This window comes from Flavobacterium sp. FlaQc-49 (assembly GCF_044005985.1).
GTDB classification, from domain to species: Bacteria; Bacteroidota; Bacteroidia; order Flavobacteriales; family Flavobacteriaceae; genus Flavobacterium; species Flavobacterium cupriresistens.
The window spans coordinates 100,965-118,072 of sequence record NZ_JBIPCS010000006.1 but is presented as its reverse complement, the minus strand read 5'-3'; the positions used below and the strand labels follow the sequence as shown (position 1 = coordinate 118,072).

Genomic DNA, 17,108 nt, shown 5'->3' with positions numbered 1-17,108 from the left:
TATATACTACTTATGAAAACGATCATTTTTACAAGATTAGAATTGTATGATCTGGTATGGAATAATATTTTAAAAAACAGAGTTTAAAAGATTGGAACTATTTACATTCTATTTATTCTAATTAGAAGTAATTGCAGCTTGATTTTAATTCAATTTTTTTAAGCTTTTAAATTTGTATTTATTTATATATTTACAAATCGTACTTAAACCCAACTATGAATGATTTCAAACTAATTGCTATTACTCAACTTAAGGGGGATGAGTAGTTCTGGTGGATTTTTTTCCAGGCTTATTCTTAATGTATCCAATAAATGTTAAACAGACGTTCAATTTTGGCAGGATGATAGCTTTCTGAAAGACGTTTGAATACTTTTTGACAAAATTCTTCTCCATAATTTTTAAATCTATACACTTTTCTTTTCCTGTCTCGCCACAGAAAGAATTCTTGTAAACGAAGAATAATTGTATTGTTTCTATTGTTCTCTTCCCGCTGTGAACCACCCAGATCAGAAAAAACTTTATTAATAATCTGTATGATCTGGTCTTCCGTAAATTCTTGCTTTTGATATTTTTGGTATAACGGAAGAATAATCAGCCCATCTTCTTTGTTAGGTATTAGCTGATAATAGCGTGGTTTCGCCTCGGAATAGAGATCGATTTCTTTAATGGCAAATAATGATTTCGCTCGTTTTTAATATTTTTTTTTTAACACCTGTTAATATTTGTATCCTTGATCATTGTTTTGCTAATTTTTCCTTTCAATCATTGTTACTTCACCTGATTTCTGCAATTCCTCAAGTATTACTTTAATTTTAGTGATAGATTGATTCTGTAATCCAAAACGTCCAACTCTTTGCTTACTAAATGTGAATACGACTCTCTCTTTTGCTCTTGATAATGCAACAAAAAAGGCACATTTATCCTCATCTGGTTGGCGTTCAAACGACCAGAAAGCTCCATCTTCTAAACCAATAAAAATCACCGTATGATATTCCAGGCCCTTACTTTTATGTATTGTCATTACAGGGATTGTATCTTTACCTATCAACATATCTAAAGCTAAAGTCATATCATTAACTACAAGATAATCTTCAAAGAGTTCATCTTTTAGTGAAGTTATTATTCTATTAAGTTCATTAAGGTTTTTATATGAAGGAAAACTGGCTCTGATACGATCTTTGTCTGTAAAATCAATTATCTCATCAATCAGAGTATTAATTTGTTCTTCTGTAAGATTAGTGTTTTTATAATTATCTTTCACTTTCTTGATGAAACTAAAAAGTAAACCTTCTAGTTTTAATAATTGTTCATCTTCTAATTCTGTATGAAGATTACTCAAAAAAATGAATGCCGATTGTTTGGCATCGACAGATTTTTTTTGAAAAACGGCATATAAAATATCAATAATATATAGACAGACCTCTTGCGTCAAAATATCTTGCAACCTATTTTCATCTCTAGCTTTGATACCGTTTTTATTAAAATAGTTAATCAGCTCCCCAGCATATTGCTCCAACTGTTGCTTAACCAAAATACATATGTCTCTTGGATTAATTCCATCTGTGTTTATCCATTTTTGAACTTCTTGAAGCAATATTTGCATTTCAGATTGGGGATTTTCAAAGATCCAAACGTAACATTCACCTTGATCAGGTTTCCATTTAAGAGATGGTATAGCAAAATCACTTTTTCCTAATAAGTGCTGGGTAAGATGGTTTAGCAGTTTAACTAATCTAGGTGCACATCGAAAGTTCATATTTAAAGGAATACGAATGGCACCTATGTCGGCAATAAAATCTTCAAATACTGTCTCTTTAGCTCCTGCCCACATCATTATACGTTGTTTATCATCACCAACAGCAGTATATACAGTTTTACTACTTAAAAAACAACTTTTAAAGAAATCGTATTGAATTTCTGTAGTATCTTGAAATTCGTCTAAAAAAACAAAATGATATGTTTTTTGAAGATATCTTCTAATCTTTGGATTTGTATTGATAATGTATTCTGCCAACCGCATTACCATAATAAACGATAATTTTGATTGTTGAATCATTTTCATCCATACTTTATACCTTATAATTTCTCCAACATTCTTATTCGAGTGAGGTAATTGTGCATTATGAAGTTCAAGGATCTTATTGCGATTTGTCGTATTATAATAATCAATATCTTCATCTAGATATAAATCTAAAATGGATTGATCTCTTAATATTATATCATACTCTGAACTGATTTTATATTCCGTCGGAAGTGCTTGTTTGAATCTATCTAATAACTGTTTTGCGAATGAATCAAAGGTTAAGGATTCAAAACGTTTAGATAATTCATCTCCACATCTAAGCTTTACTCGTTCTTTAAGGTTGTATGCAGCATCTCTTTTAAAACTTATTGCTAATATCTTATGGGGAAATTTGCAAGTATTCGTTTGTAAAAGAAAGCAAGCTTTTTGTGCTAAAAGTTCTGTTTTTCCAGCACCAGGACCAGCCACAACAAGATTATTTTCAACACTCTTTACAACACTAAGTGCATTTTCTTCAAGAATCATTCCTTCAACCGGAATCCATTCTACAGTTTTAATTGGCTTCATTTGCTTCATCTGGATTTAGAAGAGAAGAAATACAATCAAAAATTTCTGTAAAGACTTGAGGTAGATTATTTTTTATTTCCTTATCTGTCATAGAGGATAAAACCTGAATATGAGTTGTCGGTTTACCTCGACCTAAAAAATGATAATTGTACCAAATCATTAATTTTTTTTCATCTTCAGAGTATGTATCACCCGTTGATTTTTCTGATTTTAGTGTTGCTTGGATAGATGTAGTTACTTTTTCATTAAATTTTTTTGCTTCTTTTGTTTCATCAGGAATTTGAGGCCCACCATTTTTCGGAATTGCTTTTTTATAAAATTCTTGATAATGAGTAAGCATTAAGAAATCTAAATCAAGTGGATTAGAATAGAAAATATTATATTTTTTTAAATAATCGACCCAGCCATTCAGGTTTTTAATAGAATCTTTTTCTAATAAACTCCAAGTATGCATATCATTTAGTGCTTTATCAGAAAGTATACTATCATCTGACAATTTTAATAGTTCCTCTTTTTTAATGCCTATTTTAATCAATTGTTTAGCAGCATATTTAATCCTTCCCCAACCTCCGCCTTCCCGTTCTTGGTCTAAATCTAGAAGTGTTACATAAGGAATATGTAATGTTTCTAATAATCTCCAAATATGATGCACGAATCGATGTCCAAGAGGCGCAAAATTGATGATATTATCATCAAAATCTACTTCCATCACCTCCATAAGTCGGTTAAATATGACTTCTTCGCTATCTCCTTCACCAATTACAACAAGTCTCGCAAAATACAATTCAGGATAATTATGTACAGCTTCTTTTACATATTTATATGCCTCGTCTGTTTTTTCCGGGAGTAATATTTTATTTACTTCTGTTTCATATTTATTGGTTATTCTAAAATGGAGAATGCTTTCAGGATTTAATCTTTTTACAATTGCAGGTGTATGTGAAGAAATAAAAACCTGTGAATTATCCTTACTTGCAATTGTCTTTAGTATTTTTATAACTCTACCTAGCAATTGAGGAGCGATATGATTCTCAGGTTCTTCTATTGCAAGTATTGTAAGCAATGGACGATTTATACCAATATTTTCTTCATCATCATTTTCAGCTAATTTTTCTTCTATCTCTAAGAGCGCACATACTAGGGTTAAATAAAACAATGAGCGATAGCCTTCTCCTAGCTCATCAATTTTATAAGCTTTGTGCGTCCCACTAGGGCTGAACGATATTTCTAATTTTTTTAAAATAGAATCGAAATCACTCCCTCCAAAACCAAGAGTTGTATCTTTATAGCGCTCGTCTTTATGAAATTGTTGCCAGAATTCTGTAATAGAGTTTTGAACAGTACTAAACTCCGACAAACTTTTGAATGCATTATTTATTTCTTCGATTTTTCCATCAAATTCTGCTTTAAAAGAATCATCCCATTTTATTTTTTTCAATACCCTAAATAATATACTTCCCGATACATACTTCAACTGTTCTGCTGGTCTACGTATAGCAGGCACATAAATTATCTGAATCAAACGTCTAAAATGATTTGGAAATATTTGTTTGCTCCCCTCTTCTTCAGCAGTTCCCTCTGCTACTTTTATGACATAAACTTTATTATCAATTTCTCCTTCAGGTTCATAATCAGATTTTTTCCAATTCGCTTCTACTCGTAAACGAAGATAGGGATTGCCATCTTCTTCATCTACTACCATATCACTGAAAAAATGTGGAATTCCATCTTTTTCTTCTTCATCAAAATCTATTCTGACTTCAATTGATAATGTTCTTTCTGTAATTTCATCTAGTTTTTCTTCTTTGCCTACATGAAAATCTTGACGAAAAATTTCCTTGTCTATTAAAGATTGTCCAAATAACTTTCTCAATGCTTCAAGAGAGGTAGTCTTACCTGCACTATTGAGACCAATGAAACCGACTAGTTTTTCATCAATTGGAATAATTACTTCTTCCGGTCCAAATGACCTAAATCCTTTAATTTTTAGAGCACTTATTTTCATTTTTTTTATCTTTTTACTTTTAATTACCACCTACTTCAACTATACTCTTCCCACTCTGCTGCTTACTCACCTTGATCTGTACAGGAATTCTTTCCGTCATTTCCTGAACATGGGAGATCACGCCAACCTTACGCCCTTGATTGTGTAATCGTTCTAGAGCATCCATCGCGATATTGAGCGTAGTAGGATCTAATGAACCAAAACCTTCATCGATAAATAGAGATTCTACTTTCATACGGCTTGAGGATAACGAAGCGAGACCTAACGCAAGAGCAAGTGATACCAAGAAAGATTCTCCTCCAGAAAGCGAATAGACCGTACGAACTTCATCTCCCATATCCTGATCCACTACCTGTAAGCCAAGTGTAGCCGGAATACGTTCAATTTTGTATCTGCTCGTGAGTTCCTGCAAATGAATATTGGCATAGCCAAGCAGAACGTCAAGTGTATATTCTTGCGCGATCTGTCGAAATTTTTTACCATCAGCAGAACCTATAATTTCGTTTAATTTACTCCAGTTTTCTGTTATATCAGCTTGTTTCCCAATGTTTGTGAGTAAAGCGCTTATCTGGGCTTTGTTGGTTTCATCTTGTTGTAATTTAAAACCAATCTCGCCCTTTCTCTGCTTTTGTTGTTCAGCCTCAGGTTTTTTAATAGCAATCAACTCATTCAATTCATCTAATGAGCGCTCTGATAATGCCGTTTGTTGATGAACATCTAGTAATTGTTTCCTTTCATCGAGGATAGAAGTTGCTTTCGTTACTTCTTCCTCAATGAATTGCAATGCATTGCGTTCGGCTTCTATCCAACTGTTTTGTAGTGCTAGCAGCTCATAAAGTGTTTCTGTACTTAGCAATTGATCGTTCTTGTGATTGTAATCACTAAGCCAGTTTTCTATTTTTTGTGCTGTTGCTGTTGCATCAATCTGCAATGTATTTATCGTATTTTCTAATTCTTCTTTTTGGGTATTGGCTTTTGTTAAATCAATACTCAGCTGTTGCAGGATTTCTTTAAACTGATCGAGCTTTTGTTGTGCCTTTTCTACAGATTGTTTCAACTCTAATTCCAATTGCTCTGCAGGTCTTCCACCAAAAATATTAGCACGATCTTTAGTAATAACCTGATAGATTTGATACTGTGTCGTATACGTTACGGTCTTTTTAGTAAGCTCTGCTGTAAGATTTTGAGATTGGCTTTCCAGTTCTTTCAAAGTCGCTTCAAGCACACTTTTTTGACCAATGTATTGCTCCAGTTCTTCTATGTATTGTTTCCAGGTTTGTGAAAAACCCACAATATCATTAGTAAAATTAATTGGTGTAGCTTTCCATTTATCCATCCAGTCTGAGCTTGTGAAGTATGGTGAAAGTAACTCTTCTACTAAAACAAGATCGGAAATTGCTTTGTCACGTTCTCTAGTTTTGCTGCTTAGTTTTTCCTGATAAATTAATAATTTGCTATTCAGATCTTTAACTTCATTACCAAGTGTTTCAACAATTTCTTTTAAAGCATCGTTTTTATTTTTATCTACCTCCAGTTGTTGCTTTTGGCTGGCATGAACTTGTATTTTTGAAAGTAAATCAGTCTGTTTTGTTTTAAGTTCTTGTAATTTTCCCTCTATCCATTGAGCCTTTTTTTCATCAGAAAGTGTTAGGGTATCTTTAGCAATATCAAATTGCTCCCAGATCTGCTTGTTCTTTTCCAGGTCTGACAGTTTTATCTTAATCTCTTCTTCTTGATTCTGAATAGTTTGATGCAAGATTTGAAATGCTTGTTCCAAAGCATTATGTTTTCTGAAACTGTTTAAGTAAATACGCTCTTTTTCATCATAAGTATCTGTTAACACCTTCAATACATTTTCCAGATGCGGATTATGTTCAGTATAAGGGTGAGTTTTACTACCACATACTGGACAAGGTTCATCATCAATCAATCCATTTCTAAGCGATTCTATATTTTCGGCGGATGCCAGAATAGCTTGCTGCAATATTTGAGATGCGGTTTCTTTTTCCGCATTTTCTACTATTAATTGTTGTGAAAGTTGTTCTAAGGTCTGCTGATTTATCGGATAATCAGACCGATCTTTAATTTGTTTATTTTTTAAAATATCTAAGTATGTTAAAGCACCATAAAACAATGACCAATGAGCTTGTGCTTTTATAGTATTTTCAACAGTATTATCTATCGCAATCTTATCCAACTGTATAGTTTCAATAGGAATTAACAGCAATTCTTTTGCTTTAACAGCATAGATTTTGGTCAAATTTTCCCATTCGAAAGCTTTTTTTTCCAAATTAGATTCGACTTCATTTTTTTTAGTTTCATCTATCTTGATGTGATCTTGCAATTGATTCAGTACTGTAGTCGAAGATTGAAAAATTTCCAATAGCTTTTGAGCATCTTGCAATTTGGACAAAATAATTTCTTTATTTTCAGCAATTGGTCTACCCTCCTTATTTTCATTCTTCCAATCCGTTATGACATTAATATGAGCAGAAACCCCAGAAAACTCAGTTTGTTTATCCGTGAGAACCTTTTGATGTTGATTTATAGCTGCTGTAGCATCATCTACATCTTGTTTTGCTTTTTGCAGTTGTTCACTTTTTTCAGCAATTATCGTATCCAGTTTTTTGGCTTGTTCTAAAATTGGCAGCGCATCATTCAAAGTTTTATTATTTGCAGTCAATGCAGTGCCCGAAGCTAAAATCTCATCATTCAACTTTTCTTTTTTTTCTTCAAGTGATTTTATAGTCTCCTTTAAAGTAATTAAGTTAGCTGTTTTTGCTTCATGTTGATTTTGTGAGTGTTTCAAGGCATCTACCCAGCTCCTAGTTTGTTGAATCGCCTCAGTAACAAGCAATTTTTGTCTGCGTGGAAAAGTATTTATTTTTTCTTCATTTGCAGTTTGTAATGTAGTTCGAGCATTCTGATAATTGGTTTGTAACTGAAAAAGCTGTTCCTGCCATACAATTTCTGTTGCCAGAATTTCTATATCTTTTTCTAAACGTTTAATTTGAATCTCCAAAATGCTTTGTTCCTCCACTAAACTCTTTTGTTCTTCGTCAGTTAGAATAATAACACCCTCTTTTCGCAAATTAAGATCCCGAAGTTGCTGTTCTTCTACTCTGAATTTTTCAAATATTTTTTTTGAAATTTCAGAATAGATATGGGTTCCTGTGAGTTTTTCGAGTAAAGAAGATTTTTCATCTTTATTAGCTTTCATAAAAGCGGTAAAATCACCTTGTGCCAGCAATACCGATCTGGTAAATTGTTCAAAATTTAAACCTACCAAACGTGCAATCTCATTCAAGATCTCTTGTTTTTTACCTGGAATGACAGTATTCGAGCTGATATTTGTCAATGTTATAGAATCTGATTGCATACTACCCTCGACCTTATTTCGAGCACGTCTTACACTCCAAATAGCCCGATAATTTTGCTCATCAATACCTCTAAAATCTACTTCGGCAAATCCTTCAGAAGTTCCGTCTCTTAAAATACCCCGAACATCACTTTGGTTCAATTTACTTCCTTGGACATCATGAATTTCAATCCCTATTTCTTTTGCCTGAAGGTAGCGGGGTGTTTTTCCATATAAAGCAAGACATATTGCATCTAATATAGTTGATTTACCTGCTCCCGTAGCTCCAGTGATAGCAAAAATTCCTGCAGAACACAATGGTTCGGCTGTAAAATCGATCTCTGTATTACCTTCTAAAGAGGCTAGATTTTTTATGCGTATAGCTAATATTTTCATGTTATTCGGCCGTTTGGTTAATTTCCTGCGTCACTTGCTGAAAAAGTTGCAGGATCATATCTGGGATTTCACTGTTGTAGCGGTGTTGGTACACCTTACCAAATATATCTATAGGCTGTAATTCATTCAATTTTTCTGGCGTAATAAATTCAGATACTTGCTGCGTTGATGCTGGATATTTCACATCAATTTTGGCTAACCTTACTTTTTTACCCATTAGTGCGGTTTCTATTTTGTGTCGTAAAGCAGGTTCAGGCCCTTCCAGTAATATACGAACTTCCAGATATGGAAAAGGTTCTTTTATGTCATCCAGTTCTGATAAATTCTCTAATAATCCTATGACTTCATGCAACGGCTGAGCAGTTTGTGGAATTCTTTGAAGTGGAACAGATAACGGAATTTCTATCGATTTTAATTCGCTAATTTCCTTGTCTAGTTTAAAAACAATAACCTGATGTTTATAATTTAGTTCAGAAAAAGACATTGGTAATGGGCTTCCCGAATATCTAATATGATCTTGTCCACCTATTCTCTGTGCTTTATGAATATGACCAAGTGCTACATATTTTATATCTTGATGAAATGCACTAGCTGGAATACATTCTACACCTCCCATAATCAGTCTTTCTGTTTTGTCTAAATCACTTACTTCTGCGTGATGTGTATGCAAATGCCCCATAGCAATTATGGTTTGTCCATCTTGCTTTTTTAAATTAACATACTCAAATGCCTCTTTATATAATGCAGTTACGCCTTCAGTGTAAGGATTTGCACAATTTAATAATGTTGGATAGTCACCCATGCGCAAAAAGGGAATCGCAAGACACCATACTTTTACCTTTTTAGAATCATCATAAATAGGTAAAAGCAGCTTTTCGTAATCTATATTACCATCTACATCTTTTTCAACTACGCCTATAATATGTACATTAGATGATTCCAATAAGGGTTTTGGAGCCTCTAAACGAGATGCCGAATCGTGATTACCTGCTGTAATTACTATTTGTATATCAGGATTTATTTTAGTCGCATTCTTTAGAAAAGAATAAAACATTTTTATTGATGAGGCAGATGGATTTGAAATATCAAAAATATCTCCACTGACAAGTAAAACATCAATTTCTTCTGTTTGTAAGGTAGCAATTAGCCAGCTTAAAAACTGTTGATGTTCGTAAGTGCGGTCATATTCGTGAAACAATTGGCCAATATGCCAATCTGCGGTATGTAGAATCTTCATATTTTACTTTTAATCAATATACATTTTCATTATTACATATAAGATAATTCAAATATCATTCTTTAGTATGAATCTTTTTTATGGAAAACCATAATCTCTCAAATATATCAATTGACAAAAATCAACCACCAAGTATTTATACCTGTTTCTTAATAATTAATACTCCCCTGTTGATTTATCTAAAAGATTATTTCTTTCGTAAATTTATGTAAGTAATTGAGGTATGAAGACACCCCTTTTAGAAGTATTTAAAATAAATTATAATAATTTTTGTTATGGAAACTGCTTATTTATATGTCAGAGTAAGTACTGACGAACAAAAAAGAAAAGGCTACTCCTTGCCGGAGCAGGAGGAAAGATTATTAAAGTATTGTAAATACTTTAATATCAAAGTCAAAGGAATTTATCGAGAAGATTTCTCCGCAAAGAATTTCAATAGACCGGAATGGAACCAATTATTTTCAGAAATTAAAAAGAAGTCATCAGGAGAAGATAAAAACATATTATTTATCAAATGGGATAGATTCAGCCGTAATGTTGAATATGCTTACGAAATGATTGGCAAGCTTCGGAAATATAAAACAACAGCAAAGGCTATTGACCAGCCAATTGATTTGTCTGTTCCGGAAAGTACAGTTATGCTGGCTGTATATTTAGCAGTCCCAGAAGCAGAAAATACTCGGAGAGCTCAAAACACGGCAAATGGCATGCAACGAGCTAAGTTGACGGGGAGATATCTTGGTAAAGCGCCATTAGGATTTATCAATTTAACATTAATGAATGGTAAAAAAGCTATCGCTCCTAAAGAGCCTGAAGCCGAAATTATAAAATGGGCTTTTTATCATGTTGCACAGAACGATCATAAAATATCCGAAATCAGGAAGATAGCTAATAATAAAGGATTACTATGTTCAAGATCACACTTTTTCAGGATTTTGCATAATCCAGTTTATTGTGGGCTTATACCAGTCAAACTAAATTCTAGTGAAAAGCAAATGATAAAAGGATTACACGAGCCATTGATAACTGAGTCTTTGTTTCACCAGGTTCAGTCTATTATTAATACAAAAAGAAAAACTACTGCTAAAAGAGATGATTTACAATCATTATTTTTCCTTAGAGGTTCTTTAACCTGTCCTGTTTGTAATCGAAAACTTGTCGGAAGTATTTCAAAAGGAAGATCAAAAAAATATCCATATTATCATTGCCGTGATGGCTGCAGAACAAGAATAGATGCAAGTTTTCTTAATGATTGTTATCAAAACAAGCTTCAACAGTTGATACTCTCAAATAATACAATTGAATTATTTAAGAACATTTTGGAAGACCAAAATATAAAGACACAAAAAGCAAGCTATCTATACGCTCAAAAAGGATTAGAAAGGAAAATAAATGACGAGGAATTAACTCTTTCCCGAGGCAGAAAATTATTTATAGCCGGAATATTAAAAATTGATGATTACAATGAATTAAAAAAAGAGAATCAAGTCAGCACCCAAAATCTTAAAAAGGAAGTAATTGATATTGCTGCTAAATTAAAAGCCATTGATAAAAAAAATCAAATAGAAGAGAAAGCGTTAGTAGAAATCTTTCAAAGATTTTCTGAATTTGATGCCTCAGATAAAAGACATCTTGTAAATCTTATTCCACCGACTGATATTGATTTTAAAACAGGAACTCTTTCTTTAGATTTAAATCAAGCATTTTTAAAAATACTATCAAAAAAAAGTAACCGAAAAACCAATAAAAAAAATGAATTTCATTGAGAAGAATGTTTCAGTAGAAAACGCCGTTATTATTCTTTCCAAGAACGGCATTCAGGTAAATGAGAAGGAAGCTAAAATTATTTTGGAATTACTATATTTAGTATCAAAAAATTACGATAAACCAAGAGAGAAAAAAACACTATATCCTTAACGGGACTTCGAACCATTGTTCAGCTCCGATTAAATCTCTAATAAAGCTGCTTTTAGACTGTTTATTTCAAACAGACTAAGGATTCCCCATGAAAAAAATCGAACCGTAAAATATCAGACTATAAATACCTGATAAATAAGATTTTATGTACGTAAAAAAGGAGACAACTATTGCATAACTGTCTCCTTAAGTGAACGCAGAAGGATTCGAACCTTCGACCGCCTGCTTAGAAGGCAGGTGCTCTATCCAGCTGAGCTATGCGTCCATAATTTCAATTTTCTAACCTTCTGTTTAGAAGGAAGTTGCTTGATCTGCAACGATATTAACAAAAAAACCACTCTGTCGAGTGGTTTTGAATGTGAACGCAGAAGGATTCGAACCTTCGACCGCCTGCTTAGAAGGCAGGTGCTCTATCCAGCTGAGCTATGCGTCCATTATCTAATTGTAGTCGGGGTGGCAGGATTCGAACCTGCGGCCTCCTGCTCCCAAAGCAGGCGCGATAACCGGGCTACGCTACACCCCGAGGCAAAATTTAAGCGGAGAGACAGGGACTCGAACCCTGGCGACGGTTACCCGTCGACAGATTAGCAATCTGCTCCATTACCGCTCTGGCACCTCTCCAAGCTCAAGGAAACGTGTCCTGTTTTGCGGTGGCAAAGGTATGACAACATTAGATATCTCACAAGTATTTCGACGCTTTTTTTTGTTTTTTTTCGATCTTTTTTTCAAAACACTTAACAATCAAATGAATAGAATTAACAAAAATTTCATCTTAAATTTAAAATTCAATCCAATTCACTCAAAATTTGAATTTGTATAAATAAAGATTAAATTTGCTTGATTAACTAATATCACACAGAAAATGAACAAAAGAGTTGTTATCGTTTCTGCCGTTAGAACACCTATCGGAAGTTTCATGGGAGGTTTATCGACCGTACCCGCACCAAAACTAGGGGCTGCCGCTATAAAAGGAGCTCTTCAAAAAATTAACCTGGACCCAAAATTAGTTGATGAAGTTTTCATGGGCAATGTAGTACAAGCCGGAGTTGGACAAGCGCCAGCACGTCAGGCTGCACTTTTTGCCGGTTTATCTGAAAACGTTGCTTGTACAACTATAAACAAAGTTTGTGCTTCGGGAATGAAGGCCGTTATGTTCGCTGCTCAGGCAATTGCTTGTGGTGATGCCGAAATCGTAGTTGCCGGAGGAATGGAAAACATGAGTTTGATTCCACATTACGTGCAAATGCGTAACGGAAACAAATTTGGTCCTGCCACAATGCTGGACGGAATGCAAAAAGATGGTTTGACTGATGCTTACGATAACAACGCAATGGGAGTTTGCGCTGACTTATGTGCATCAGAATACAAAATCACACGTGAAGATCAGGACAATTATGCCATTCAATCTTACGAAAGAAGTGCAAAAGCCTGGGATGCCGGAAAATTTGATGCTGAAATTGTGCCCGTAGAAGTACCACAAAGACGCGGAGAACCGGTTATCATTTCTAAGGACGAAGAATATACCAATGTAAAATTGGACAAAATACCTTCTCTAAGCGCTGTTTTTACTAAAGACGGAACTGTTACTGCTGCCAATGCTTCAACGATCAATGACGGAGCTGCTGCATTAGTTTTAATGTCGGAAGAAAAAGCAATCGCACTTGGATTAAAACCACTTGCTTTCATAAAAGGATATGCAGATGCGGCTCAGGAGCCAAAATGGTTCACTACAAGCCCTGCAAAAGCATTACCGAAGGCGTTAGACAAAGCTGGAATCGCAATTGGCGATGTTGATTATTTCGAATTCAATGAAGCTTTTGCTGTTGTTGGTTTAGCCAACTCACAAATCCTTGGACTTGATAACGATAAAGTAAACGTAAATGGTGGTGCTGTTTCATTAGGACATCCACTAGGTTGTTCAGGAGCCCGAATTATTGTAACTTTATTGAATGTCTTAGAACAAAATAACGCTAAAACCGGAGCTGCAGCAATTTGCAACGGTGGTGGTGGTGCTTCGGCTATTGTTATCGAAAGAGCTTAAAAACATATTACATTAGGAGTTATTTGCAACCAAAATAACTCCTAATTTTCAACTTATAAAAGACCTTAAATGTTCGGAATTTGCAATCTAGCTATAGTACCCGTTCGATCTGAACCAAGTGACAGAAGTGAAATCGTCACACAACTTTTATTTGGTGAGCACCTCGAAATATTAGAACGTCAAAATCAATGGGCCCGAATAAGAATTCAATTTGATGACTACGAAGGCTGGGTCGATTCAAAACAGTATCAGGTTATTTCTGAAGCTAATTTCAATCAATTAAGTAATGAAGCCATTATTCTAAATGCCGATCTGATTGATTATATTACTACTCCCGATACCAATTTATTGCTACCAATTCCGCTTGGGGCATCTTTGTCTTTTTTGAATAACAGTGAAATCAATACGAGTAATTTTGATTTTGAAGGCACCAAAACAAGTGGTATAAAACCCAAAAGCGCTTTAATAAGTACTGCTTTTATGTACCTCAACGCTCCTTATCTTTGGGGTGGAAAAACTCCGTTTGGCATTGATTGCTCGGGATTTACACAAATGGTATACAAACTTAATGGATACAAAATACATCGCGATGCTTCACAACAAGCTCTTGATGGCGAACCTTTGAGTTTTATTGAAGAAAGTGAAGTCGGTGATCTGGCATTTTTCGATAATGATGAGGGAAATATCACTCATGTAGGCATCATTATGGAGAACAATTACATCATTCACGCCAGTGGAAAAGTACGTATTGATCGCTTAGACCATTTAGGGATTTACAATCCGGAAACCAACAAACACACGCATAAACTTAGGGTCATTAAGAAGATTATATAATTTTTTCTTTTGCCACGAATTTCACCAATTACCACATTCTTTTTGCCACTGATTAAAAGGATTTCCTCAGATTTTTTAATTATTTTAATCCTTTTGTTTTTACGCAGATTCACTTAGCCTGTTTGCTATACTCAAACTGCTTTTTTTATTGTCTTCAGCGAAAATCCGCAAAATCCGCAAAATCTGCGTGCTATTTTATTTCACTAACATCCCACAAACGTTAGCAACTCTTTGTCAAAGTCACAAACGCACTCTCTTAAAATATGTGGTAAAAAGACCTCTATTTTATGTGAAAATTAGCCCCATACTCCATCCTTTACACGAGTAAAAATTAAGAAATATTCGGGTAAACTATAGGCCAATCAAAAACCAATTTACTCTTTTCACAATTGACAAACAACATTTTACAACAATCATAATCGCAAGAACAACAAAATTGTTGTATATTTACAGCAAATTAGTTGCGCCATGAAAAATGTAAAGCAAAAAACAGAACCTTTCGATACTAAAAGAAGTATTCAAAATGCCTCGGGAAAAGTAATCTCAATAAAAAGATCTACTTTAAACTCTGACGGTAAAGAATACAGCTGGAGCAACAAACTTGAGCGCGTTGCTGTTATAAGATCCGGCATTCCGTATGATTCAATTGAAGTCATCAGCAGAAGATTAAACAATCCCGTAAAATCGGTTTTGACGATTGTGGGAATTCCTCAAACTACTTACAATAAAAAGAAAAGCGAACACCTTCTTCTGGACAGCAGAGATAGCGAATTAGTCATTCTGATAAACGAATTAATAGATTACGGCCTCGAGGTTTTCAACAACGAAGAGGAGAAATTTCAACGTTGGCTAAAAAAACCCAACCTGTCCATTGGCGGAAATGTTCCTGAAAACATGCTCGATACCGTAACCGGAATTAACGAGGTGAAATTCAGCCTAAACCGATTAGAATTTGGAAATTTAGCCTGATGGTAGTATTCAGAATTGAGCGGGAAAAATACCTGGACGCAACTTTAAAAGGAATCGGAGCCTCAATGTGCGAAGGGTATCGCTGGAACAGTCTAAACACAAAAATGGTTTATACTGCCGAAAGCAGGGCTTTAGCAACACTCGAAGTCTCTGTTCATTTAGATTTAAGCGAGGACTTACCTACTGATCGTTTTTATGTAGAAATCGAAATACCGGACGAAATTACAATTCAAGAAGTACACATAGAAGACTTACCTGTGAACTGGGACTCTAAACCTCCTATTTCGGTAACCCAAATCATAGGGGATGATTTTATAAATTATGATGAAGCTGCAGTTTTAAAAGTACCTAGCAGTATTGTACCTATGGAGTATAACTACTTAATAAACCCTAATCATAGCGACACACTAAAAATCAAAGTTTTAAGCACTACCAGAATGGCTTTTGATTCCCGATTTAAAAGCAAGTAATTTTTTTGCCATAGATTAGATTTAATTTATTCAATAGCAATACAAAGAAAAAACCAACACGAATTACACTAATTTTCACGAATTAATCTTACGCTTTTTGCGGGTGATTTTTACTGATGGTTAAAGCGAATCATCCTAATCAACAACAATACAGGGGAAATCTGGACACGAATTACACTAATTTTCACGAAATAGTCTTTAAAATTCTTGGCAGCGATTTTTTACCATTGATTAAAGGATTAAAATGATTTAGCCAATTTCAAGAACACACAAAAAAATTAGTGTAAATTCGTGTAATTCGTGTCAAAAAAAACTCCCTAATTCTTATGTTTCTAAACTAACAACTCTTTCTTAAATCTGGGATCAAAAACTTCTTTAAGCACTGATACGAATCGTTTTTCTGTATTCCGAAGGGCTATTTCCTCTATGTTTTTTGAAGAATTTATTAAAATGGCTTTCATCTGTAAAACCAAATTCATAGGCGATTTCATTGATTCGTTTTTCACTGAACTGCAAGCGGTGTTCAATCAATTTCGTTTTATAATTGCTGATGTATTGCTGCATCGTTTCGTTAGCATGTTTTTTGAAATAACGGCCTAAATAGGTATTTGAAATTCCGAAATGCGCACTGATTGACTCGGCTTTTATTTTCTCGGGATAATAAATGTTATTCTGAATATATTGCAGGATATCCATTGCTTTGGCTTCACAACCAATATTTACCTGCTCGGGAAGGTATTTGGCAATATTTCTCGCTACAATAATAATCAGCGTATTTATCAATTGCTGAATCAACTCCTGATTGTAAACGTCTTTATCCTGATGTTCTCTGCAAATCGCTTCTATCATTACTTTTACCAAACACGCATCTGACTCGTTTTTTAAAATACAACCCGGCTGATGATTGGCGTTTTGAAGAATATATTCCAATCGCTGAATGTTCTCGCTCTGTAAACTCGAATTCTTTAAATAAATATCGTTGAATCTCAAAAAGAAAAACTTTGTTGTCGTCTTAATCGTAAAATTATGACAGTCCTCAGGTGTCAACAGAAACAAATGTCCACCATCATATTCAAAAATAGTTTTGTTAATGCATTGCGAGCCGGTTCCATCTAAAACATACACCAATTCAAAAAAATTATGACGGTCCCCAACATCCGGATATTCGTCCAGCGTTTCAAATGAAACAGTAAATGGTTCGTATAAATTTTCTTTTTTCATTGTACAGTAAATTTAATTCAGTTTGCAAATATACCTAAAAAACACAAATATATACAAATTATAAGTCGAA

11 protein-coding genes and 4 tRNA genes are annotated in these 17,108 nt (G+C 34.1%); 6 read left to right on the top strand and 9 right to left on the bottom strand.

Going from position 1 to position 17,108, the window contains the following annotated elements:
• Window positions 1–745: 745 nt before the first annotated feature.
• The 4 genes from ACHRV3_RS14020 to ACHRV3_RS14005 are packed head-to-tail and all read right to left on the bottom strand — an operon-like array spanning window position 746 to window position 9,586.
• Window positions 746–2,590 (bottom strand): UvrD-helicase domain-containing protein, encoded by a 1,845-nt coding sequence (locus ACHRV3_RS14020; RefSeq protein ID WP_395435174.1) that lies wholly within the window; start codon window positions 2,588–2,590, stop codon window positions 746–748.
• Window positions 2,577–4,595, bottom strand: a complete 2,019-nt coding sequence (locus ACHRV3_RS14015) for an ATP-dependent nuclease (RefSeq protein ID WP_395435175.1) — start codon at window positions 4,593–4,595, stop codon at window positions 2,577–2,579. Before ACHRV3_RS14015 ends, ACHRV3_RS14020 begins: the two co-directional genes overlap by 14 nt.
• Before the next feature lie 19 nt (window positions 4,596–4,614).
• Window positions 4,615–8,349, bottom strand: coding sequence for an AAA family ATPase (locus tag ACHRV3_RS14010; RefSeq protein WP_395435176.1), 3,735 nt, complete (start codon window positions 8,347–8,349; stop codon window positions 4,615–4,617).
• 1 nt (window position 8,350) lies between these two features.
• Entirely contained in the window at window positions 8,351–9,586 is a 1,236-nt protein-coding gene (locus tag ACHRV3_RS14005; protein WP_395435177.1) for an exonuclease SbcCD subunit D, read from the bottom strand.
• 275 nt (window positions 9,587–9,861) lie between these two features.
• On the opposite strand from ACHRV3_RS14005, the gene ACHRV3_RS14000 reads away from it, so the two are divergent.
• On the top strand, window positions 9,862–11,352 hold the full coding sequence (locus ACHRV3_RS14000; protein ID WP_395435178.1) for a recombinase family protein: 1,491 nt from the start codon (window positions 9,862–9,864) through the stop codon (window positions 11,350–11,352).
• Window positions 11,339–11,503, top strand: coding sequence for a PTS sugar transporter subunit IIBC (locus ACHRV3_RS13995; protein WP_395435179.1), 165 nt, complete (start codon window positions 11,339–11,341; stop codon window positions 11,501–11,503). Before ACHRV3_RS14000 ends, ACHRV3_RS13995 begins: the two co-directional genes overlap by 14 nt.
• Before the next feature lie 191 nt (window positions 11,504–11,694).
• Here the strand turns inward: ACHRV3_RS13995 and ACHRV3_RS13990 are convergent.
• From ACHRV3_RS13990 to ACHRV3_RS13975, 4 genes are all read right to left on the bottom strand, one after another.
• A tRNA-Arg gene (locus ACHRV3_RS13990) sits at window positions 11,695–11,768 on the bottom strand.
• Between the two features lie 94 nt (window positions 11,769–11,862).
• Window positions 11,863–11,936: transfer RNA gene (locus ACHRV3_RS13985), tRNA-Arg, on the bottom strand.
• Between the two features lie 15 nt (window positions 11,937–11,951).
• A tRNA-Pro gene (locus ACHRV3_RS13980) sits at window positions 11,952–12,026 on the bottom strand.
• A gap of 14 nt (window positions 12,027–12,040) precedes the next feature.
• Window positions 12,041–12,124 (bottom strand) — tRNA-Ser (locus ACHRV3_RS13975).
• 241 nt (window positions 12,125–12,365) lie between these two features.
• Here ACHRV3_RS13975 and ACHRV3_RS13970 point away from each other — a divergent pair.
• The 4 genes from ACHRV3_RS13970 (at window position 12,366) to ACHRV3_RS13955 (ending at window position 15,817) form a co-directional block, all read left to right on the top strand.
• Window positions 12,366–13,544 (top strand): acetyl-CoA C-acyltransferase, encoded by a 1,179-nt coding sequence (locus ACHRV3_RS13970; protein ID WP_395435180.1) that lies wholly within the window; start codon window positions 12,366–12,368, stop codon window positions 13,542–13,544.
• A gap of 69 nt (window positions 13,545–13,613) precedes the next feature.
• On the top strand, window positions 13,614–14,378 hold the full coding sequence (locus tag ACHRV3_RS13965; RefSeq protein WP_047773475.1) for a C40 family peptidase: 765 nt from the start codon (window positions 13,614–13,616) through the stop codon (window positions 14,376–14,378).
• A 468-nt stretch (window positions 14,379–14,846) separates the two neighbouring features.
• Window positions 14,847–15,347: an antitoxin Xre/MbcA/ParS toxin-binding domain-containing protein gene (locus tag ACHRV3_RS13960; protein WP_047773476.1), complete on the top strand. Its 501-nt coding sequence runs from the start codon at window positions 14,847–14,849 to the stop codon at window positions 15,345–15,347.
• On the top strand, window positions 15,347–15,817 hold the full coding sequence (locus tag ACHRV3_RS13955; RefSeq protein WP_047773477.1) for an RES family NAD+ phosphorylase: 471 nt from the start codon (window positions 15,347–15,349) through the stop codon (window positions 15,815–15,817). Before ACHRV3_RS13960 ends, ACHRV3_RS13955 begins: the two co-directional genes overlap by 1 nt.
• A 375-nt stretch (window positions 15,818–16,192) precedes the next feature.
• Here ACHRV3_RS13955 and ACHRV3_RS13950 read toward each other — a convergent pair whose 3' ends face one another.
• Window positions 16,193–17,038 carry an AraC family transcriptional regulator gene (locus ACHRV3_RS13950; RefSeq protein ID WP_047773479.1) on the bottom strand — a complete coding sequence of 282 codons (846 nt, stop codon included), beginning with the start codon at window positions 17,036–17,038 and terminating at the stop codon, window positions 16,193–16,195.
• Window positions 17,039–17,108 lie beyond the last annotated feature (70 nt).